At 41.9% G+C, this 23,013-nt stretch carries 21 protein-coding genes; 17 read left to right on the top strand and 4 right to left on the bottom strand.

Annotation, left to right across the window (positions count from 1 at the left end; all coding sequences use genetic code 11):
- Nucleotides 1-35 precede the first annotated feature (35 nt).
- From L6773_RS10200 to L6773_RS10185, 4 genes are all read left to right on the top strand, one after another.
- Nucleotides 36-533: a YybH family protein gene (locus L6773_RS10200; protein ID WP_237854040.1), complete on the top strand. Its 498-nt coding sequence runs from the start codon at nucleotides 36-38 to the stop codon at nucleotides 531-533.
- A gap of 352 nt (nucleotides 534-885) precedes the next feature.
- Nucleotides 886-2,262, top strand: a complete 1,377-nt coding sequence (locus tag L6773_RS10195) for an FAD-binding oxidoreductase (protein ID WP_237854038.1) — start codon at nucleotides 886-888, stop codon at nucleotides 2,260-2,262.
- 309 nt (nucleotides 2,263-2,571) lie between these two features.
- Nucleotides 2,572-2,883 carry an EthD family reductase gene (locus L6773_RS10190; protein WP_369431562.1) on the top strand — a complete coding sequence of 104 codons (312 nt, stop codon included), beginning with the start codon at nucleotides 2,572-2,574 and terminating at the stop codon, nucleotides 2,881-2,883.
- A 33-nt stretch (nucleotides 2,884-2,916) separates the two neighbouring features.
- The gene (locus L6773_RS10185) at nucleotides 2,917-3,828 is read left to right on the top strand and encodes a carbon-nitrogen hydrolase family protein (protein WP_237854034.1); all 912 of its coding nucleotides are present in this window, start codon (nucleotides 2,917-2,919) and stop codon (nucleotides 3,826-3,828) included.
- A gap of 451 nt (nucleotides 3,829-4,279) precedes the next feature.
- On the opposite strand, the gene L6773_RS10180 is transcribed toward L6773_RS10185, so the two are convergent.
- Together L6773_RS10180 and L6773_RS10175 are read right to left on the bottom strand one after the other, a co-directional pair.
- Nucleotides 4,280-4,486: a YgaP family membrane protein gene (locus tag L6773_RS10180; protein ID WP_237854032.1), complete on the bottom strand. Its 207-nt coding sequence runs from the start codon at nucleotides 4,484-4,486 to the stop codon at nucleotides 4,280-4,282.
- A gap of 142 nt (nucleotides 4,487-4,628) precedes the next feature.
- Nucleotides 4,629-5,261: a Crp/Fnr family transcriptional regulator gene (locus tag L6773_RS10175; protein WP_237854030.1), complete on the bottom strand. Its 633-nt coding sequence runs from the start codon at nucleotides 5,259-5,261 to the stop codon at nucleotides 4,629-4,631.
- Between the two features lie 559 nt (nucleotides 5,262-5,820).
- Here L6773_RS10175 and L6773_RS10170 point away from each other — a divergent pair.
- Nucleotides 5,821-6,327: a c-type cytochrome gene (locus L6773_RS10170; RefSeq protein WP_237854028.1), complete on the top strand. Its 507-nt coding sequence runs from the start codon at nucleotides 5,821-5,823 to the stop codon at nucleotides 6,325-6,327.
- Nucleotides 6,328-6,428: 101 nt separating this feature from the next.
- Entirely contained in the window at nucleotides 6,429-6,764 is a 336-nt protein-coding gene (locus L6773_RS10165; RefSeq protein WP_237854027.1) for a hypothetical protein, read from the top strand.
- Nucleotides 6,765-6,874: 110 nt separating this feature from the next.
- On the opposite strand, the gene L6773_RS10160 is transcribed toward L6773_RS10165, so the two are convergent.
- Together L6773_RS10160 and L6773_RS10155 are read right to left on the bottom strand one after the other, a co-directional pair.
- A complete protein-coding gene (locus L6773_RS10160) occupies nucleotides 6,875-9,241 on the bottom strand; it encodes a TonB-dependent receptor (protein ID WP_237854025.1) in 2,367 nt (788 codons plus the stop codon).
- Between the two features lie 422 nt (nucleotides 9,242-9,663).
- Nucleotides 9,664-10,800, bottom strand: coding sequence for a helix-turn-helix domain-containing protein (locus L6773_RS10155; RefSeq protein ID WP_237854024.1), 1,137 nt, complete (start codon nucleotides 10,798-10,800; stop codon nucleotides 9,664-9,666).
- A 415-nt stretch (nucleotides 10,801-11,215) separates the two neighbouring features.
- Between L6773_RS10155 and L6773_RS10150 the strand changes: the two genes are divergently transcribed.
- The 11 genes from L6773_RS10150 (at nucleotide 11,216) to L6773_RS10100 (ending at nucleotide 22,666) form a co-directional block, all read left to right on the top strand.
- Nucleotides 11,216-12,625, top strand: coding sequence for a PP2C family protein-serine/threonine phosphatase (locus L6773_RS10150; protein WP_237854022.1), 1,410 nt, complete (start codon nucleotides 11,216-11,218; stop codon nucleotides 12,623-12,625).
- 9 nt (nucleotides 12,626-12,634) lie between these two features.
- On the top strand, nucleotides 12,635-13,012 hold the full coding sequence (locus L6773_RS10145; protein ID WP_237854020.1) for a hypothetical protein: 378 nt from the start codon (nucleotides 12,635-12,637) through the stop codon (nucleotides 13,010-13,012).
- A 33-nt stretch (nucleotides 13,013-13,045) separates the two neighbouring features.
- Nucleotides 13,046-13,762 (top strand): class I SAM-dependent methyltransferase, encoded by a 717-nt coding sequence (locus L6773_RS10140; protein WP_237854018.1) that lies wholly within the window; start codon nucleotides 13,046-13,048, stop codon nucleotides 13,760-13,762.
- An 88-nt stretch (nucleotides 13,763-13,850) separates the two neighbouring features.
- Nucleotides 13,851-15,212, top strand: coding sequence for an FAD-binding protein (locus L6773_RS10135; RefSeq protein ID WP_237854016.1), 1,362 nt, complete (start codon nucleotides 13,851-13,853; stop codon nucleotides 15,210-15,212).
- A 60-nt stretch (nucleotides 15,213-15,272) separates the two neighbouring features.
- Entirely contained in the window at nucleotides 15,273-15,728 is a 456-nt protein-coding gene (locus tag L6773_RS10130) for a DinB family protein (protein ID WP_237854008.1), read from the top strand.
- Between the two features lie 275 nt (nucleotides 15,729-16,003).
- A complete protein-coding gene (locus tag L6773_RS10125) occupies nucleotides 16,004-16,390 on the top strand; it encodes a nuclear transport factor 2 family protein (RefSeq protein WP_237854006.1) in 387 nt (128 codons plus the stop codon).
- A gap of 503 nt (nucleotides 16,391-16,893) precedes the next feature.
- Nucleotides 16,894-17,283, top strand: coding sequence for a Rossmann-fold NAD(P)-binding domain-containing protein (locus L6773_RS10120; RefSeq protein WP_237854004.1), 390 nt, complete (start codon nucleotides 16,894-16,896; stop codon nucleotides 17,281-17,283).
- An 84-nt stretch (nucleotides 17,284-17,367) separates the two neighbouring features.
- Nucleotides 17,368-17,769: a VOC family protein gene (locus L6773_RS10115; protein ID WP_237854002.1), complete on the top strand. Its 402-nt coding sequence runs from the start codon at nucleotides 17,368-17,370 to the stop codon at nucleotides 17,767-17,769.
- Between the two features lie 118 nt (nucleotides 17,770-17,887).
- On the top strand, nucleotides 17,888-19,009 hold the full coding sequence (locus tag L6773_RS10110; protein WP_237854001.1) for an NHL repeat-containing protein: 1,122 nt from the start codon (nucleotides 17,888-17,890) through the stop codon (nucleotides 19,007-19,009).
- A gap of 236 nt (nucleotides 19,010-19,245) precedes the next feature.
- A complete protein-coding gene (locus L6773_RS10105; RefSeq protein WP_237853999.1) occupies nucleotides 19,246-20,598 on the top strand; it encodes an enolase C-terminal domain-like protein in 1,353 nt (450 codons plus the stop codon).
- 403 nt (nucleotides 20,599-21,001) lie between these two features.
- Nucleotides 21,002-22,666, top strand: a complete 1,665-nt coding sequence (locus tag L6773_RS10100) for a serine hydrolase domain-containing protein (protein WP_237853997.1) — start codon at nucleotides 21,002-21,004, stop codon at nucleotides 22,664-22,666.
- Nucleotides 22,667-23,013: the final 347 nt, after the last annotated feature.

Raw genomic sequence — 23,013 nt, 5'->3', positions numbered from 1 at the left:
GACTTCAATATTTAACCTTAAAAATGGTGATTATTATGAACAGTTTATATAAAGTTTTCCTGATCTGTATCCTGCTCCTCGTTTGGGCATTCACAGCCTGCCAGGCTCAATCCAATGATGGCATTATGTCTGAATACCCGGCAGAAAAAGCCGAAGTATTGCAAACCATGGAGGAAATTACTGAAAGTGTGATAGCTGGTGACATAGACAAATTAATCTCTTTCCATGCATACGGGCCCAAGTTCACGGAATTCAAGCAGGGCGCACCCCGCAATGGCGGAGAGGAAAATGAAGCTTTTGAACGCGGAGTTTTTGGAAGTGTCAAAGAAGCTGTAAAAATGGACGCGAATGATATGAAGGTAGCTGTATATCACGGCAATGTAGCTGTAGTAACCTTTCATTCAGATTTTCATCTGCAGTTTGAAGAGGAGATGGCTGTAGTGAATGATCAGATCAGCCTTATTTTTGTTAAAAATAATCAAGGAGACTGGAAAATTGTGCATGAGCATCACTCACCCTTAAATGAAGGGTAAGCGAATTTTCATTAATCTGACAGAGCAGTTTTTCCTTTCAGGTGCCTGTCAGATTTCTGATTTTGTTCTGTTGAGCATAATATGATTCAAAAGTACAAACTATTGAATCATTATTACAAGACTTCTACTGTCTGCTCCTACATATTATTTTTCGGAAGTTTGAATCATAGTCCCAAAAAAAGTGAGACAAGGGATTATAATGATGTATGTGAATGCTGCTCTCGGTTGAATTGAAAGTACCGATAATACCTACACTAAAAATGAAATGAAGAGAACTTTTAGGTTTTATCAACTTCTGTAGGGTGCAAATGAATGAAGTGCTTCAAAAAATAATATAACCTACCATAACATTATGAAAACTCCTATATCAACAAGCAGTTTGAAGGAAAAAATAAACGGAAAAATTATTCTGCCCAATGATGATGCTTATGATGATGCGCGTAGTATCTACAATGCTATGATTGACAAGCGCCCTGCGTTGATTGTAAAATGTAAAAATAAAAAGGATGTTCAGGCAGCCGTTGATTTTGCCAGAACCGAGAGAATTGAAGTTTCTGTTAGGGGCGGTGGCCATAACGGGGCAGGGCTGGCACTGGTTGACGGTGGATTGGTTATCGATCTATCTCTGATGAAGGACATTAAAATTGATCCCGAGAATCGAACAGCTGTTGTTCAGGCAGGATGCTTACTGAAAGAAGTAGACAACGCTACTCATGAGTATGGTCTTGCTCTGCCAGGTGGAATTATTGGCACTACAGGTGTGAGTGGACTTACATTGGGAGGTGGTATCGGATACTTGAGCAGAAAAGGTGGATTAACGGTTGACCGATTAATAGAAGCAGAGGTCGTACTGGCGTCAGGCGAAATAGTTACAGCTAGTAAAAATAGTGATCCGGATCTTTTTTGGGCAATCCGGGGCGGTGGTGGAAATTTTGGGGTTGTAACTTCATTTACATTCAATCTTTTACCAATTAAAAATGTATACGCTGGTCCGATGTTTTGGCCTTTGGAGAAAGCTCACGAAGCAATGAAATTTTACGATCAGATCACAAAAAATGCCTCGAATGACTTGTATGGATTCTTTGCATTTCTGATTGTCCCACCCGGTGATCCATTTCCCGAACACCTCCATTCAAAAAATGTCTGTGGTATCGTTTGGTGTTACACCGGACCCATGGAAAAAGCTGAAGAGGTGTTCAAACCGATCAGGGAATTTGGGCCACCCATTCTCGACTTTGTCGGCGAAATTCCCATGCCCGATCTCAACGGAATGTTCGATGAACTGTACCCATCCGGAATGCAGTGGTATTGGAGAGCCCATTTTATCAAAGAACTAACCGACGACGCCATTAGCGAAAATATTAGACATGGTTCCAACATCCCAACAATGCATTCAACTACTCATCTGTATCCTATTGACGGAGCTGTTCATGATATGAAACCCGGTGAAACTGCTTGGGCAAAAAGAGATGCACGATGGTCGCAGGTAATTGTTGGGGTTTCTCCTGATCCTGAAAACGCAGATACTGTTACAACATGGTGCAAAAATTACTATGATGGCATTACACCATATTCCGATGGCGGTGCCTACGTGAACTTCATGATGGAGGAGGGAGAAAGCAGGATTAAAGCTTCGTATGGAGATAATTACGGACGATTAAAAAAGGTAAAAGCCAAATATGATCCGAACAACTTTTTCCATATCAATCAGAATATAAAGCCGGCTTAAAAGACATTATTAATTCAGTATATAAATAACCTTTTCACTTATTTGATCGATAAATCCAAACATTGGGTTTAAAAGTCATAAATCGATGAGTAGAATTTTTGTATTTAAGTAGTGTCTACATTTCTCCTTAATTAAAATCTAATTGGGCAAATTGCTTACCCAGAATTGCCTTTGGATTATGTATGGAATGATTATAGATAGAAACCGGTGGTTCAGCCACTAAAGATAGACTTTAGTTGCAATTGTATACTGAAGTCCCTGCATGCTCTGTAAATAATAATAGTTAAATAAAGTGATATGAAAAAAGGCATGATAAAAGTAAGTGTGTTATACCCCAATGCAAAAGGGAAGAATTTTGATATAGATTACTACTGCAATCAACATGTATCGATGGTAGCCGGATTACTAGGCGATGCGATAAAAGGAGCAACGGTTGAAAAAGGCCTCGGAGGCGGTGCACCCGGATCTATGGCAACTTTCGCTGCAATGGGAAATCTATATTTTGAATCAATGGACTCATTTCAAAATTCATTTGGACCGAATGCTGAACAAATAATGGCTGATTTACCAAATTTCACCAATATTGAACCTGTTATTCAAATCAGTGAAGTAATGGTTTGACCGGGCCAAGAAAAAACCTGAAAATATAAATTAATGACCGAAACTATCAGAGTAGCCGCAGCACAACTTTCACCTGTGTTTCTGGATAAAGAAAAAACAGTAGAAAAAGCTTGCTCGGCCATTCTGGAAGCCGGAAAAAATGGTGCAAAGTTAATTGTCTTTCCCGAAGCGTTTCTTTCCGGTTACCCGGATTGGGTATGGCTGATTCCGAACAGTAAAGGAGCTGCTCTTAATGAGCTCTATATAAAACTGGTCGAAAATGCCGTTTCTGTACCTGATTCATCGACCAACCAGCTTTGCAAAGCTGCAAAGACAGCCGGGGTGAATGTTGTGATGGGTATGAACGAACGGAATTCCGAGACCAGCGGGGCAAGCCTGTACAACAGCCTGTTATTTATTAGTGATCAGGGGGAGATAATAGGCACTCATCGCAAACTGATTCCCACAGGTGGCGAGCGTCTGATCTGGGCACAGGGAAAAGGAGATACGCTGAGATCATACGATACCTCAGCAGGCAAACTTGCCGGGTTAATCTGCTGGGAGAACTACATGCCCCTTGCCCGAACGGCCATTTATGAAAGCGGAGTGCAAATACTTGCATCTCCAACATGGGATAAAAGCCCCAAATGGTTGCAATCCATGCAGCACATCGCAAGAGAAGGTGGGATTTTTGTCATCAGTACGTGTATGGCTCTTAAAATAGATGACATTCCTGATGATTACGATTTTAAAAATCTCTATCCGGATGACAGGGAGTGGATCAATACAGGAAACAGCTGCATTATCGCTCCAACTGGACAAATTTTAGCAGGTCCCCTGGAAGCGGAAAAGGAAATTCTTTACGCTGATATTGATCTTCAACAGATCATAGCTTCCAAACGGATGTTTGATTGTGTGGGTCACTACTCCAGACCTGATGTATTTAATTTTTCTGTAAATAAATAATATTAGTTCAGCGACTTCAACCCACCACTCTTGAAGGACCTGCGGGCTCTTTAAGGTGGCTCATTAAAAAACAATCTTCAAGAGAACCTGGCGAAGCGAAGTTCCTTTCCCAAAGGGATCGCCTTGCGGGAAGAGTTGTAGTATATGGATCTTAGACGTTTTTAGTACACGTTTGCTAAATCGGGTATCTCAAAAATCGCTAAATCAAAAATTCCTGCGGTTCTAATGTAAGACCTGATATTCGATTCTCGATGTAGCGACGTAACGATTTTCGATCTGGGTTTGGACTGCACTAAAATCGTCAAATCGGACTTCGCATATCTCAAAAATCGCTACATCAAGAAAAGAGCACCGGATTCAACGTAAGATTAGATTTTCGAATCTCGATTTAGCGACGTAGCGATTTTCGATAAGTTATATTTACAAAAACTCAGTAAATAGAAAACAGGATTTATGTTTCCGTTGCGCAGGTTCTTAAACCAAAAGGTGCATAAAGCGGACAAAAGCTGATTAAGCTGGTAAGCAGAAAAACACCTGCAAGTACCATAAGCACGATACCCACGGTTCCTGTTATTACATTTGTAAAGTATAGTATTGCAAATAAAGCAGCGAGAATGGTCCTGATAATTCTGTCTGCCGTACCCATATTCTTTTTCATGGTTCTGTTTGTTTAAGGTTTATAGTGATACTTAAGCGATGCTGAATCTGCTGAAAACGGATATCGTCCACCTTAGATTCAGAATTCTTTACTGTTCTTCACTTAACTTAAACAACATTATTTCTCATTTCAGTGACCGTAGTCACCATTTTAAAATTTCTATGCCGTTTGCTTGCTGTTTCACTTTTCCCTCTTGTTCCAGCTTTTTCATAACCCTGCTCACAACCTCTCTTGCCGTTCCTAAATCGCTGGCAATCTGCCTGTGAGAAATTTTTAACGGATTTTTATTCAAGAGATCAATTTTTTCTCTCAGGTAATCATACAATCTTTGATCCATTTTATTGAACAAGACGTGTTGTATAGTCTCAAGCAATTCACTGTAACGAATGTTGTACTGCTGAAAAAACAGTGAGTTCAGTTCCGGGTACTCTTTTATCCAGCTGAATATTTTTTTTACCGGTAACAACAATGCCGTCGTATCTTCTTCAGTTTGCGCAAACACATTACTCGGCTCATTTTTCAACCCGGCTGCAAACGACATAATACAGCTTTCGTTTGGTTTGATGTAGTATAACAGCAGGTCTCTCTCCTCGTATTGTTTAAATACTTTGATAAGCCCGTCCATAACAATCGGCACAACCGATACATATTGTCCCTCCCGCAAAATTTCTGTTCCTTTGGGTATATCTTTCTTCAATGCGTTATCTTCAATTTCCAGTATCAATTCAGAATTCAGATGTGGAAATACTTGCAAAAGCTTCTGCTTATTTACCATAAAAATCTCGGTTAGTCTTTTGTTTCAGATTGTTATTTCAATCTTGGAATTAGATAATTATGATTCTACACTATAATGATAAATATTTTTTCGCAAATCACATTTTTTTATGATGAATACAATATCTAAAAATCCGGTTTCTGCCTCGGAGAGGCAATCTCTTTCGGCTGAGGGTTGGTCATCTTGTAGCATTAATCTTGGCCTGACATAACAATCTATCACACCTGATTTTGGAAGATCCTGGACTCGATTTTTTTCTATAAGCATATTGCTCCTCTTCAACATTTTTGGGTCACAGTTATAGAGAATTAGAAAAGAATTAGAGTGTTTTTGTAAAAATTATAATCACCTCGGAACCAACATTCCACTAAATCAAAAGCAGTGCAAATAGAACGGGACTTATTTTTTAAAGCCTTGGGAGCTCCTTCCGATCCTAAAATGATTCCATCCCTGTTTAAATAAGTCCCTTTGGGCTTAAAAATACGCATAGTGTCTTTGATAAATCACGAATTTTTCATAACTATCAATCATAGGGAACAAGAATAAAAGTTCGGAGATTATGAAAAAGTTTGCACTCTTACCTGCATTATTACTGTCAGCAATCATTTTAATTTCATTTTCACTCCATGGGTGTGGCGGCAATGGAGAAGAATCGATGGCGGATCAAGAACAAGATATGGATCCTTATCTACAAGAATTACAGGATCGATTGACCCCATTTGAACAAGAGCATGGAATTGGTCCAATAACAGAACGTATTGAGATTGATGATGAAATAGATGAAGAGATGGTGATGCGAGGCCGTAATGTCTACGAAATGAAATGTGAGGATTGCCATTCACTTAGTGAAAATGAAGTTGGTCCCTCGCTTGGTGATGTCGTAGAACGAAGAAGCCCAGAATTTATCATGAATTTTATTCTGAATCCCGGAGAGAACGTATTAAATCACCCGGTAGGTTTGGATCTGCTCGCACAACATAATGTAGAGATGCCTTACAGGGATGTTTCAGAAGATGAAGCACGGGCCGTATATGAGTTTCTGCGTGATTATTATGGATCACAATGATTATTGCACCCATTGCAACTGAAACGAACCGTGCGTTCTAAAACTCGGATCTGATCTGATACTCATTGCGGGTTGAAATTGATATAGCATAAAGAGATATAATGCACCCAAATTCTTCTCTTCGTCTTATCAAAATTCTGCATACGATCGCATGGGCATTTTTCGCCGGTTGCATACTTGCCATTCCAATCTTTGCTTGGCTGGAAAAATTTACAACTGCCGCACTATTAATCGGCATTGTATTCATAGAGGTCTTTATCATCCTGTTTAACAAGTGGCGGTGTCCCCTGACCGATATTGCAGCTCGTTACACAGATAATCGAGAAGATAATTTTGATATCTATCTACCGCTTTGGCTTGCACGTTATAACAAGCAGATCTTCGGAACTCTCTTCGCTGCCGGGCTGATTTTTACCTGGATTCAATGGCTGGTATAGATTAGTAAAAAAATGTGAGTTCAGGATTTTCATGATTTTATGTCTCATCAATCTGATCCTGAACTCACAATAAGATCTATTACCTGAAAGATTTTTTGCAGTATTGATTGTTAAAACTCAATTGTATAGCTCAAGCTGGGAACCATCACTACACTTTTGTCTAACTGCACATTTTGAGTTCTGTAATTGTAATTATATCCCTCCGGCATTGCTTCCCCCAAAAGGTTTTTAATTTGCAGTGCCCATACACTTGAATGGCCGGGTTTGTTGATTCGATACGTCAAACTCAGATCAACATAAATTGTGGATGATAACTGTTCACTGAAGGCTCGATCATCATCAAATATCACTCTCTTCTCTCGTTCGGATGCTGCATCCAGTACCGGGCTGACCCGTTCACCTCCTACAAAATTAACTCTTCCGTTGATGCCGAGCACTCTTCCATTATCACCGAAAAAGAACTCCTTGCCAACCAATACATTGCCAACGAATGTCTTGTTATATCGCGTGTTTCTCCAGATACCATCGTCTGCTTTATATCGTGAATTCAAAATAGAACCGGTAACCAGGAAGTAGTAATTGTTGTTCAGGAAACGTTCAACAGTCACGTCGATCCCCATATTTCTGCCGATACTGTTGTTTTCCAGAGCATCATCGAAAGCCCAATCCTGTTTGTAATTAATCATTGAGAAAGAGCTGTCGGCAATACCGGGTATATCATAGAGCAACTGAATATAGGGTTCAATTTTAAATCGTAGATTATCATTGATTTGCCAGTCATACGCCAGTACGAAGTGATGAGCTTTAGACAATCCTAAATCCTTATTTGGGTATTCAGTTTTTCCATCTTTTTCCGTTTTGATGAAATAGATCTTGAGATCCTCCATCTGGCTGTGTTTGCCATATCCCAGGCTAATTGTGTGATTATTTTTAAAATTCCAGTTCATACCGATACGGGGATCTACAGAATATTCATCGTTCAAGGCGAAGTACCCGGCATTAATACCGGCATTCAGCGTTACCTCATCAGAAAGATCGATGCTTGACTGTGTATAGAGTTCAACAGCATCGCTACCGTCGCGTTCGTCCACAATGTTCCGGTAGGTTTCGGGTTGATTATCAATCGTACTGTTGATATCCAGGTTGTAAAGAAGTTTTTTGTATGTGATCCCGGTTTGATTGGAGTGTGCAGGACTAAAGCGATAATTGATTTTTGAACCAAGGCTCAATTTTCCTGAATAATCAGATACAGTCAGATCCGGCCGTGGCACAAGTCGATCATCCTGTCTTTCTGTTTCCATACTATTTTTCAGCCCGGTCACTGCAAAAGTTGTTTGGATATAGAAGTCCTTCCCGCGAGTAATACTGTGGCTAATTCCTGCTGCTCCCATCGCAATGTTCCAGTCGTAGGTAACCCTGTCCCAGTCTGTTTCCCAAGACGTTGAATCTGTCTCCAATGGTTCAGTACTGTGATCCAATCCGCCAATTCCCCAAAAAGAGAATGTCCCTGCTTTATTTGTCGGAACATTGAATTTATATGAGAGATCCTGGTATCTAAACTCCTGGTCCGTGGGGATCGCATCAAGATCCGTTAATAATCCAAGTGTTGAATAGCGATAATTAAATACATAGGATGCATTTGAACCTGAAGCCAGCGGCCCTTCGGATGCAAAATCCAGCCCCATGGTTCCGGCCTGGAATGTGTACTCTCTCTTGTCAAAATTTCCATTTCGAAGATTCATATCGAATACACCTGCCAGGGCATTTCCGTACTCTGCGGGAAAAGCACTTGTATGAAAATCGGAGTTTGCCAGCATCTGGCTGCTGAACAGGGTGACCATCCCACCGCCCGTTACATTACCTCCAACAAAGTGATGGGGTGTGGGAATCTCTACTCCCTCCAGTCTCCACGATACACCTTTGGGCGAATTCCCGCGAACGATAATTGCATTGTCCTGTACGTTACCCACACTTACTCCTGCAAAAGCAGAAACCAGTCTTGCAGGATCATCCAATCCACCGGCATACCGCCGGGTCTCTTCTACGGAAAATGAACGTGCACTAACGCTTGCGTGTGAATTTAGCGGCTGGTCTTTTTGGATTTTGGGAGTTACTACGAATCCTTCCATCTCAGTGGAAGAGGGTTCAAGGCCGATATTCAGTACAACTTCTTTGGCGGAAGTGACCATTATTTCCGGGATAATTACAGGTTCATAACCAATATAACTTACCCGGATCGACTGCCGGCCCAGGCGGATGTTATTGATTGAAAAACTCCCATCCATATTCGTCACAGCTCCCTGCAATGGATCCGTTTCAAGTACCATAATGGATGCGCCGGGAAGTGGATCTTTCGTTTGTATATCATATACATTTCCTTTAATTGTTTGCGTTATCGTTTGCGAAAAAATCTCCGCAGGTATCATAAATAACAGTGAAGTTATAACTGCGATGATAAGTGATATTGCTTTTTTCATAATTCTGTTGGTTTAGTTTTCTGAGTATCAAAAATCATTTCAACCATCTGTTCAGATTGATCCAAATAACCAGTGCCATGATTGCTATGCTTATTATGATCAAAACTCCAAAACCGAGGTTTTGAAGAATTTTTCGGATCTGTTTTTTGAATCTTTTCATAATTGTGATGATTGATTTACTCAAAGATGGGCAGGTCGCACTTATCAATCGTCCAAACATGTATGCATGAACGAATTTCAGGTCCGGTCGTGTAGGATTGAACGTCTAATCGCTGTTCAGACTCGTTCAGGCCCACCAGATTCTGATGTTACCTCGGTTCATCAAACAGTCGGGGTGAATTCCAGTTTTGGGAGCTAAATAGTCAGAAAGGCAGTTTATTAAAAAATTTCCCTGAAGTTTATTCTCTGAATAGCTCTATTAGTTATGACTCAGCTTTTACTGAAGCTAAATACTGAGAGGGAGTTTTCCCGACATTTTTTTTGAACACCTGGTTGAAGGAAGATTTGGAGTTAAACCCTGAATCGTAGGCAATAGAAAGGATATTGTAGTTTCTGTTTTCAGGTTTGAGCGCTCTCTCCTTAAACTCTTCCACCCGGTAGCCGTTTATATAATCGTAGAAATTTTTCTCTTCGTATTGATTAATAATTTGTGAAAGATGGTTCGCAGAAATATCAAGAGAATCAGCAAGTTCTCCCAGGGTAAGTTTCGGTTCCAGGTAGGGTTTTTGGCTTTTCATCAATTCTGTGAGCTTTTGGTGATATTCCAATGCATCATCCTCTTTTAACCCGGATCGTTTGTATTCACCTGTGTTCTTTGGTTCTACAATCCGGCTTTTCTCAGAAGCATCAACAGAAAAAATATTCTTGTGCCTGATACCAGAAAAACCCAGGAAAAATATGAAAAGGATAAGCATTGAATAGAAGATCAGATCGGCATTAAATCCAAAATCGAATCCAATCCACTCAACCGCAATGGAAACAGATATAGCCATTGTAAAAACGACACCAATTCCCCAAATAAAATATTTCAGCCAGTTCAGGTCAATCGATTTACGGTAGGCAAAATTCTGATCGGTTAACTCTTGATACTTATTTAGAAGACGGTAAGAAAAAATCGTGTAACCATTTCCGGAAATAAGAAATGCTGCTAAAGAGAAAACAATAAAACCCGAATAAGCATCAGTTAAGCCGGCATTTATCATTGCTTGTCGCTCTGCTGAATAGAAGAAAAATGGAATCATATAGATATAGAAACCCACTGCCGGCAGGAAATGGAGGTAGTCCTGCCATCTGAAATCCTGGTTTTGTTTAATCGAAAAATGAACATAAAGGTAAAGCATCGGGCCGTGTAATAGCGGCAACGGGTGATGAACACCTGACAGGAAGGGATAAAGGTCCCAATAGCCCAACAAGTAGATATAGTACGAAAAGAGATGTACGCCGATGATGAACATCCAAACGGCAAGTATCTTATCAGATAAAGATTTATCCGGTTTGGACAGTAGCAGAAACTGAAGGAAAAAACTCAGAAATATCCCAATAGTAAAAACAGTATCCATAAACAATTCTTAAAGCTGCTGAGCTCTCTTTCTTTTCAAACTGTAACTTACAAATACCTTCACTCCTATACTAAGCTTATAATTCACACCCGAAAACCAAAATGAGAGTATTTCGTAGTACTGGAGACATTGAAAGCAATCATTAAATGATCGAAAGTCGTTTAAAACAAGATCACACCATTCAATTGATACTCTTCTTTGTAATCATTTTACTGGTTTCATCGCCTATATGGGTCCGGCCGAAACGTGGACCGATAGCTGCAAAATTTGCTTTACCTGATGGCCGTAGACTATGTACTTAAATATTCATAAAAATATAAAATCAGATTCAAAACTGGCTGGTTATCAAAAACCTCATACTCGTAATACAATTTTAGATATTTGTATATTGATAAGAGTATAGAGAACCGATTATATGGAATTAGTTCAACAGATATTCTTTACCACTCTTGCGGCATCATTCGGGATCCTGCACATCATTCTCTATCTCTACAATCGGAAATTCAAGAGTAACCTGTTCCTATCCATATTTCTGTTTCTGTACGCACTGAACATATTCTTTGATTACCAATCATCATTAGCAGAAGCAGAGTATCACCTGTTTTATTTACGATTGCATCGCCTTGTAATGCCCTATAATTCTCTCTTTGCATTGCTGTTCCTGTATTATGCGTTTGATCTGAGCATTCCAAAATATTTTTGGGGGCTTGCTGCAGCACTTGTTGTAACCGGTATTCTCGCCGTAATTGAACCTCTTCAATATTTTATTTTCGTACAGATTCCATTGTTGGCTGTAATTGCAGAAGGTACACGGATTTTAGCTGCAGCCGTTAAGCGTCAAAAAAATGATGCCTGGATTTTAACGACAGGGTTTATACTCTTATTTATTTTTTCATCCTATGATGTGTTTATGGATCTTAACCTGATCTCTCCCATTGCGGGAGTTGTAAATGGTTACCCGTTTGGTTTCATGGGGCTAATGCTTTGTGCATCGATCTACCTGGCGAGAGATTTTTCAAGGGCAAACAGAACCATTCTCCAAAAAGAACGTGAGGCCCGAAAATTGGAGGTTGAACGGAAAGTTCTTGAAGCCGAAGATCAGCGAAAAGCCCTTGAGCTGCAACAGGCCCGTGAAGTTCAATTATCTCTTTTGCCAACCTGTATTACCGGCCTGAAGAACTATAATTTTTGCTTTGAGATGCGTCCCGCTACCGAAGTTGGTGGTGATTACTACGACTACAGTCTCTCTGAATCAGGTGAAATTTCTATTGCAATCGGAGACGCTACCAATCACGGTATGAAAGCTGGCATGATGGTCTCCATTATGAAAAGCCTGTTTATCTCTCATATTAACCGGATGGAAATACGGGAGTTTCTGAATCACTGCTCCGGAATTATCAAGATGATGAATCTAAAAAACCTGTTTATGGCGTTGATGATTGTTAAAATCAACGGAAATCAACTTCGCATCTCTTCTGCCGGAATACCTCCCCTGTTAATCTATAGGAAAGAAACCGGTGAGATTGATGAGATTACAATTAAAGGAATGCCGCTGGGTTCGTTAACATCTTTCCCATACCAAATAGCAGAAACAGAATTGTATGATGGCGACATCGTGTTACTTATGACGGACGGGTTGGAGGAACTCTTTGATAATAATAGAAATACATTTGGAAGAGAGAGAATAAAAGAGTGTTTAAGAGTTAATGCCGACAAGTCAGTTGATAAAATTGTTGAGAAGCTTTTCTCTGAGGGAGATCATTGGCAGGGAGAAACAAAACAAGACGATGACATTACATTTGTGAGTTTCAAATACAAAAGCTAACCTGTTTGAATGGGCAATAACAAAGTTATAAAACTTCTTCTCTCAGGTATCGTAATTTTATTTCTTGCGATATTTGCATGGTGGGCAATTGAGGGCAGCACTCGTCAATGGTATCACTCAGAAACCGTTGGACAGCAAATCGAAACCGTTATGCAATTCTGTAGTGGTATACTGAGTTTACTAATCATTCTCACCCTGTTTCGCTGGCAAGATTCGGCTCGTCCAATTCGGCTCGCCTGGCTAATCTCTTTTGTCGGTATCGCAGCTCTTTCAGCTTTAGTGTGGGGACCCCCGATGCCCCTCGTTAGCCTGGGCTTTGCAGTTGTGTCATTTCTCATTGCCTGGGGAATTTTGTTAATGATCCGTAAGGTGGAAAAGTTAAATTGACAATCGATATTAATGCGATAGGATCAGGTTCTAATGAATGCGTACTATAATCAAACGACAGCACATCACTATGCTGCATATCGTCCCCCGCTGCATTCCATAATTTTGGAAAAAGTGCTACCTGAGGATTCAATGTTTGCAATGGGATTGGACGTTGGATGCGGAACAGGATACTCAACGCTTGCATTGGCAAATTACTGCAAAACGGTTACAGGGATCGATCCGAGTCAATCCATGCTTGCCAGATCTCTGCAACATCCCGGGGTCAACTATTTACAGGGATCAGCAGAGGAGATACCGCTTCCCGATCATTCAATAGATATTGCCACTTTTGCCGGATCACTTTTCTATACTGATCGAAATCATATTTCGGTTGAGATTCGCAGAGTTTGTAAAACAGATGCCTTGATTATTCCTTATGATTTTGAACTTTTGCTGGATGAACCGATAAATATGCTTGATTTGGATCATCCACAAACTGAAATAGAATATGATCATACAATCAATTTTTCAGGAATGGATGGTTTTAAAGAGATGATTAGCGAACGGGAACAGGTCACAATTGAATGTACCGGTACCCAGTTGGCTCATCTGTTGCTCTCTGATGCTGATCGATATGATATAATCGCGGAAAAGTATAGAACCGAAAATCCATTTGATAAACTGGAAGAGATTTTGAGAAAAGTGGGAAACCACTTCTTTGTAAAAGCCAACCTGTTTTATTCAAAATATCAATTGACAGAAGAGTAGAAATGACTACCAAACTTTGAGAAACCTGCCGAATTTATCATATTGATGCATTCTTTCACGTCATTTCTCTTTAATTCTACCATCAGACATGGATAAACGAACCTTCCTCAAAACATCCTCAGCACTTCTGGCAGGCAGTTTTTTGACACCCTTCAAACCTATGATCCCAAAAAACCTGCAGGAAATTCGAACCAACTGGGCCGGCAACCTGGAGTACAGCGCGTCCAATTATTACCAGCCCCGGACTCTCAACGAATTGCAGGAGCTCGTATCACGTCTTGAAAAACTGAGAATACTCGGTACACGCCACTGCTTTAACACCGTGGCTGACAGTACGGAAAATCAGATCTCCCTTGATCGGATGGATCATATTATGAAGCTGGATGAAGAGGCTGAAACCGTAACCATTAGTGCCGGTGTTACCTATGGTGAGCTCGGCCCATATCTCGATGAACGCGGATACGCCCTTCACAACCTGGCGTCGCTTCCACACATTTCGGTAGTGGGTGCCTGTGCCACGGCAACTCACGGTTCCGGTGTGGAAAATGGAAACCTGGCCACTGCTGTAAGCGGAATCGAGTTTATCGATGCAGATGGCGAACTTCATCATCTTACGCGGGAGGAGGATGGCGATAAATTCAACGGTGCAGTTGTTGCGCTTGGCAGCCTGGGAGTCGTTACAAAATTAACACTCAATGTAGAACCGGCCTACCAGATGCGCCAATTTGTATACCTGCAGCTGCCCGTTTCCGAGTTGGAAAATAACTTTGAGGAGATTATGTCCGCAGGGTACAGTGTAAGCCTATTCACAGATTACCAGTCCGATTCCGTAAACCAGGTTTGGGTCAAGCAAAAAATTGAGGGAGACGCAGCTGCACTCCCTGATCCCGGGCAGAACTTTTTCGGTGCCACTCTTGCAGACAGGCACGTTCATCCGATTATTGAAATATCTGCAGAGAATTGTACACGCCAGATGGGTATAACGGGTCCGTGGTACAACCGCCTTCCTCATTTTCGTTTGGAGTTTACCCCAAGCAGCGGAAAAGAACTCCAGGCCGAGTATTTTGTACCACAGGATCACGCTGTGGAAGCATATCAACAGATCAGCAGCATGAAATCAGATCTTGAACCTCTCCTTATGATTTCGGAGATACGTACCATTGCCGAGGATGATCTGTGGATGAGTACAGCATCCGGACGACCCTCAGTGGCATTCCATTTTACATGTCAACAAAACTGGGAAGAACTGAAAAAGGTATTACCTGTTATTGAAGAAAAACTCCGCCCTTTCGACGTACGTCCGCACTGGGGAAAAATGTTTACGATGAGCCCCTCCCGCCTGGAGTCAGTTTTTGATCATATAGACGATTTCAGGAATCTTCTTGCAGAATATGATCCAACCGGTAAATTTCAGAATGCTTTTGTTCGTCAAAATATTATCGGCAGTTAAGTTAATTCCCGGATTATATATACTGTAATTACAAATCATCACATCTTTACATAAAAATTTATGAGTAGGCAAAACAACCATTTCCTTCGACACACTTTAGCTACTATTGCTTACCGGTTCCAAAATGCTACGCATAATACTTCGGATGACTTTGGAGATTTTTCACCCGGACAAGATACACGAACAGTGTCTGAGGTCATTAACCATATGTACCAACTGTTGAGATCTTCCGGGATGTTAATTAAAGAGGGCAGTTTCAATAGCAACCCATCGGAAAAACTGACATACCAACCTGAAATAGAAAGGTTTTCTGAGGAGTTGGTGAATTTTGACAAGATTCTCATCGAAGAAGAATTAGATATGCCAACTGCTTATCGTTTATTGCAAGGACCTCTTTCAGATATACTGACCCATATCGGACAAATCGCGATGATGCGGAGACTGGATGGAAATCCTGTAAAGAGAGGTGGATACTCTTCGGCCCCTATCGCCATCGGGCAGTTTTCATACTTTTAAAATCCTTTTCAAACCATGTAATAAATAGAGTTCGGATTATTATCCATAAATAACCTGAATTCAAAAGAAGAATCTTATATATAACGTCAGTTTGAGCCTGCCTGCCCCGAACTGACGTTAAATAGATTAAAGAGATCGAAAACCACTATTTGATGACCCTCACTTCAATTTTTAGTATTAATTTTTATACCCTTTTTTCTTTTCTTTTAGACTGTTGGGAAAAGTTTCGTATATATCTAAACAGATGTTTACCAACAAAATAGAAAGGAGGGGTTATGACAAACCTGGAAAACGTACAAGATGGATATCAAAAGTTTGCTGATCAGGATATTGAAGGGGTATTGGCAAAATTTGATGAGGGAATACAATGGCACGAGTGTAACGGTTTCCCATTTATTGAAGGTGATGGGATCTACATTGGCCCGGAATCGATATTACAGAATATATTTGCGATGATTCCTGAACACTATGACGGATTTAATATCAATATAACCGATTTAATGGCCAGTGGGGATAAGGTGATCATGCAGGGATTTTACGAAGGCACCTGGAAAGAAACCGGCAAGGATTTCAAGGCGAATGCCACTCATATCTGGACCCTGAAAAATGGAAAGGTCACGCACTTCTTCCAGGCAGTTGATACGGCAGCAATCATCAGCTAAATCTTAGTAATTTTGGGTGATTTATAGTGGGTAAAAAGCTAAAAATCGCACTCTTGGTCATCGGTATTTTGCTGATCCTCAATGGAGTTGGTAATATTATTGATGACTCAAGAGTCCTGACTTACGACATTACATCCATACTTTCAGGAATTGGTTTTATTTTAGTGAGCCGGTTAACTACACGTTAACACATATATTTTGTAAACAGCAGTTTACGTATGAGACTTCTGCTCATATATTGGCTGATCTGAATCGATTATAACGGAACGCCTGAATTAATAAAATATCGACCCTGAATAAAGTTTGCAGTATCGGCGCATCCGGATAGTTGTGCAAATATATGATCCAGCACTGCGTGGGCAGAAACTATGACATGGTGGTTGTTTGCCGAAAGTAAAGTGAATCAAAACCGGATAAATCTAAAGACCAAATTACGATTGTTCCAGGCCATACAACCGATCGTGTTGTCATTAAAAAAGCTTTATTGGACTTCGCTGAACCCGATGCCACCTTATCTTCACCTGCGGCTGCCATATCACCAAAGATGGAAGGGGCAAATACTCCCTGAAAATAAAGTTTCTTGTGAATCTTTTGGGATGGATCGCAAAACCCTGCGACTTGTCAATATCCGGGATCAAGTTCGGGCTTGTGATTTAATCTTCGAAAGTAACAAAAAATGGACCATTGTTCCCGGAAACGACTTCGAAGTGGGAGTAATTCAGGGAATGCCGTTTTGGTGCGAGCAGGTGGGTGATCCCATCTTGGAAAGCAACCTGACCCGCCGCATCGATTTTGCACTTTTTATGGTTGTAGCTCATAAAAACGACAACTTAATCCATAAAGTGCCTGCTATTGTAAGGTGTAACACAGAATCGGCAACCGCTTACAAATAAGTGTAAAAGCGAAAAGTACTTCAGAAATTACTTTTACAATCGTAAAGAATGACAGAAACCAACTCTAATCAAATTGAATCATAGATGGATCCCTTCAAAAACTCAGCATTAACTTCGATACTTGTTATATCAAATATGGCGCATGCTAAAGAATTTTACGTAAAAAAACTTGGTGCTAAAATTTACCGAGAATATGGTGGCAACTCTCTTGTACTTGAATTCCTCGGTAATTGGCTGTTGCTGGTTACGCCCGGAGGCCCTACAAAAGACAAACCGGAAACGCATTTTACACCTCCAATCAATAAGCATAAAGTCAGTCACTCCTTCACCATCCGTGTACAGGATTGTAAACAGTCATTTGAAATATTAAAAGAACGCGGAGTAAAATTTATAACTCCACCGGTTGATCATGGTGCAGAAACACGTTGCTTTTTTCATGATCCGGATGGTCATCTTTTCGAAATTAGTGAGTACAGGCAGCAATAGTTTCAACATCATTTTAATCATGAAATTCTGCCTGTTCTATTTCAACAGGCACAGAAGCAATCAAATCTCTTTCAATTTGTTTATAATGTATTCTTATATGTAAAAAGAGAATTTCTTCATGTTTATCAGCAGGTTTGGAACATTCACAATGCGACTATTGCAACTCTCAATATTATTCGGACTCATGTTTCTGACCGGTTGTTCTGATAACTCCCTATCAGAAAAGAGTGAGCAAAACAGGTCACCGGTTAAGAAAGTAGGAACGGTAGAAACCATCGCCGGAACCTCCAGGGGTTACATAGATGAAGCTATCGAGGAAGCTCAATTCAATAATCCGTGGGGAATTGCAGTAAACAGCAAAAACGAAATATATATTGGCGACTCAAACAATTTTGTGATACGGTTTATCGCAAGAGATAGTACAGTAGGAACATTTGCCGGCAGGAACTTTGGAGGTGGTTTTGTGGATGGACCGTCGAATAAAGCACTCTTTTCTCGGCCCATGGGTGTAGACATGGGACTCAATGGTATTTTGTACGTAGCGGATGGTTCGAACCATGCCATCCGGTTTATTACTTTAGATGGCAGAGTTGAAACATATGCGGGAGTCGGTTTATCAGGAGATATTGATGGGCCCAGGCAACAAGCCAGGTTTAGTTCCCCCGTGGATATAGCCGTGAGCTCTAATTTGACTCTGTATGTGGCAGATGGACTCAATTTTAAAATCAGGAAAATAAGCAATTCAGGGGAGGTTACGACTCTTGCAGGTTCGGGGATTTCAGGATACAATGATGGTCCGCCGGACAGAGCCCGGTTTGCACTCCCTGTTAGTATTGCTTTGGGGCCTGATGAAAAATATATCTATGTAGCAGATTTCATTGGCCACAGAATCCGAAAGGTTGAAATATCTACAGGTAACGTGAGTACAATTGCCGGAAATGGACAAGCAGGTTTTGCAGATGGAAATTTGCAGGAGTCACGTTTGAACCGGCCTGCGGGAATCGATGTAGCAAATGATGGTACTATCTACTTTTCTGATTCTGAAAATCATTCAATTCGAATGATCAGGGATAATACGGTCACCACAATAGCCGGTAATGGAAACATAGGTTCGAATGATGGCGTTGGTACAGAGGCTCAATTCAACAAACCTTATCACCTGGTACTTAGCAAGGCAGAAACCTTCCTCTACATCTCAGACTGGGAAAATCATCTCGTTAGAAGACTACGATTGCGATAACAGTAAACTGAAAATATTTCATATCTACTTTTCCCTACCCACTGACCGTACTTCTTATAATTCTTCCCCCTCTCTGGTGCAAGTGTTCAGCGAAGCGTCACTTGTACACACAGAATCTCTCCGCTTTTCCCAGTTATCATTCCACCCTTTGGTCTTGCCAAGAAAAAAAGCAATAATTTGTACATATTTCAGAAGCTTTCGTTCAAACAGCAACCACGAAAAAACAGGGATAGATTATGGATCGACGTGATGCAATTAAGAATATGGGTATGGGCCTTTCAGCCGGTGCACTGGGTCAATTTTCATTAAAAAATAATTCCTGGAGCTCGAAGGGTCAACAGGAACGCTACTCAAAAGCAACCAACGGATTGCCGCCCCTTGAGATCACCAGTGTCAAAGCCATTGCCACGGCTCCACACGGTATTGAACTGATTGTAGTAAAGGTGGAAACAAACGAGCCGGGACTCTATGGACTGGGATGTGCAACTTTCAGGCAACGCGCCAAGCCTGTACTTTCGGCAGTCAACGATTACCTGGCTGATTTCTGCATGGGAATGAATGTTAATAACATTGAAGATGTGTGGCAGATGACCTACCAGAACTCGTACTGGCGGAATGGGCCGGTACTGAACAATGCCCTGAGTGGCCTCGACATGGCCTTGTGGGATATCAAAGGGAAGCGCGCTAATATGCCGGTATATGAGCTGCTGGGCGGGAAAACACGTTTTGCAGTGGATACATATACCCATTGCGGGGATGAATCGATCGAAGCGGTCGTTGATAATGTAAAAGAAGCGATGGAGCAGGGCTTTCGACACTGCCGAATTCAGCTTGGAGGATACGGTTCAACAGCCATTTCGGGCGAGCCCGATTTCAAGAAGGCGGGATTTGGAATGGACCGAGATCGTTTTATGGATACCCATACCTACCTGCAGGGCACACGGGATCTGTTTGAGAAAGTACGGGAAGCTTGCGGTGATCGGATCGAACTTTGTCACGATGTGCATGAACGGGTACAGCCACGTGATGCGATTCAGCTCTGCGAAGACCTGGAACAATACCGGCCGTTTTTTATTGAAGATCCGCTTTCTCCTGAAAATAACGACTGGTTTGAACTTCTGAGACAGAAAACGTCTGTCCCGATCGCAATGGGAGAGCTATATAACAATCCCCACGAGTGGACCAAACCGATGACAAACCGCTGGATCGACTTCATCCGCATTCACATTTCACAGATCGGTGGCATCACTCCGGCCATGAAGGTAGCCAGGCTGGGTGAATTTTTTAATGTTCGCACTGCGTGGCACGGTCCGGGTGATGTATCCCCGATAGGACATGCCGCCAACGCTCATATTGACCTGGCCGTATGGAACTTTGGGATCCAGGAAGCACCGAATATGACGAACCGGCTTCGTGCAATTTTTCCGGGAGCACCCCGCGTAGAAAACGGCTACGTAAAAATTAATGAAGCACCGGGAATTGGTGTAGACCTCAATGAGGAAGAAGCCAAAAAATTCCCGATTCCCGATAAGCAACTCAACACCTGGACACAAGTCCGCGCACTTGACGGGACTCCGATTCGGCCATAAACGGTGATTGAAAATTGAAACAGTTAAATCTTTTTTATGTGGGCACAAGTGAGACACTTGCGTCAGCGCTGAGAATTCGTGGATAGCGCGAGCGTCCTTGATCAACGAAGCTTTAGCGTAGTTGACTCGCTCGTGCTTCTATTTTTAGGGTAATGACGACCCTTTTGTCCGCCGGAAGTTGTAGAGCGAATCGTAGAGATTATGCCACTGGCAGCGCTGAAAATAATGGAAGGAGGACACACGCCGTGGCTGACCGAATCAGAAGATATTGCCCCGATACTGAGTCGTTTTCTGCTTCAAATCGATAAACAGAATGGATAGAAGTTTAGCTTGAATCCTTGCAGTTAATTCCGCTATTTCTATCAACCTCTATATCCTACTTCCATTAAACCTTCTTACTTTCATGAAAAAGCACCTGCTCCTCCTCACCCTATTGCTTCTAAATTCCTCTGCCTTTGCCCAGCAGATCTCGCCCGAATCAATTGATACTATTTTTTCCGAGTGGAATCAAACGGATGTTCCCGGGGGAGCAGTTGCCGTTATTCAAAATGGTGAGATTGTCTTTTCAGAGGGTTACGGACTGGCTGACATGGAACACGATATTGTTATCAATCCCTCTACTGTTTTTTATATCGGGTCGGTCTCCAAACAGTTTGTCACCTTCAGTATTCTGCTGCTGGAAGAGCAGGGCAAGTTAGATCTCGATGATGAAATCCAGGAGTTTCTCCCTGACTTCCCGAAGTACGAAGCACCACTGACCATCCGGCATTTTATCCATCACACCAGCGGTGTTCGGGATTACCTCACACTGATGAACCTAAAGGGGCGCAGCTATCTCGATCACACCGAAATGGAAGAAGCCTACGAACTGATCAAAAACCAGGATGAATTAAACTTCACTCCGGGTGAGCGTTACCTCTACAGCAACTCCTGCTACCTGATGCTGGCCATGATTGTTGAAAAAGCCGCGGGCATGAGTATCAAAGAGTTTGCCGAAAAAGAGATTTTCAGCCCGTTGGGTATGGATGATACACAGTTTTATGATGATATCACCGACCTGGTTAAAAACCGGGCCTTTAGTTATTCAAACAATGACGATGGTTTCGATAACCTGGTTTCCCGATTTGATTTAGTCGGATCCGGCGGTATCTATTCCACGGTGGAAGATCTCTATTTGTGGGATCAGAACTTTTATGATAACCAGCTTGGCGAAGGGTATCAGGCAATCATCGACACCATGCAGACAGATGGAAAGCTCAACAACGGGGAGAGCAGTGAATATGCCTTTGCATTGGTTAACGACACTTACCGGGGATTAAAAACAGTCAGCCACAGTGGAAGCCTGGCCGGGTATCGTGCCTATTACACCCGATTTCCGGACCAGGAATTCTCAGTGATTATTCTTTCCAATCGCAGTGATGGCAATCCTTCGAGCAAAGCGTATCAAATCGCGGACCTGTACCTGTCTGATCAGCTTGAAACCGAACAACCGCTATCTTCTGAACAGACGGAATCCATTGAAGCACCTATACCGGAGCCGTTAAACCTCGATCAAGTCGCCGGGGACTACCTGGTTAATGCCAGCCTGCTTATCTCCTTTTCGGTGGATCAGGATTCACTGATGGGCTACGAGCACTGGAATGATGCTGCCTACTCCCTTTCCCATGTTGAGGGAAACACCTACCTGGCAAACGACGGAACGGAGGTCACCTTTACGTTTAAATCTCTTGAGGACGGGCAAACCTCCGATCTTGTGATCAATGTGAACGGGAATCAGATGCGCGGTACGCGGGCAGATATTCAGGACCTATCTACCGACGACCTTCTCAGCTACAGCGGTCTTTACTACAGCACGGAACTGGATGTGAATTATGAACTCATGCTTAAGGAGGAAAAGCTTCACCTGAAAATCGGATTCAACAGCCCGGAAGAGCTCACCCCGATCCCCAATGATGAGTTCCTGGTGGGTAACCGAATGCTGCGATTTGAACGGGATCAAAATGGAGAACTGGAAGGATTTCGTTTGGACGCAGGGCGGGTTACAAATCTGAAATTTATGAAGCAGTGAGGATTTCCAAACTTGTCTTTTGGTTTTAAATTTTGTCACTTACAGGCCTAAATACATAGTTGTCCAAAACGTTTCTAAAGTTGGAAAGAATCTTTGTTTTTCGAATGTATGGTTGGATTTGGCGTAATTTTCAAAATTCAATCCCTGCTTGAACAAACCGGGAACTGTCTCAGGCTTTTCCCCAAGGGATACCTTTGGTGCAGCCTGCTTGCAGGATTCCGCATGTAGACTTGGGGCGTTGCCCCAAGCTAAGTTGTAACAGGCTTTCAGCCTGAAACATCACAGCCCGGGGCCTCGCCCTGGGTGGAAGAACCAATTCCTGCCGGCAGGCTGAAAGCCTGAGACAG

Source organism: Rhodohalobacter sulfatireducens (assembly GCF_022012475.1).
Taxonomy (GTDB): Bacteria; Bacteroidota; Rhodothermia; order Balneolales; family Balneolaceae; genus Rhodohalobacter; species Rhodohalobacter sulfatireducens.
The sequence above is the reverse complement of the archived record's forward strand: the minus strand, read 5'-3'. Positions and strand labels throughout refer to the sequence as shown.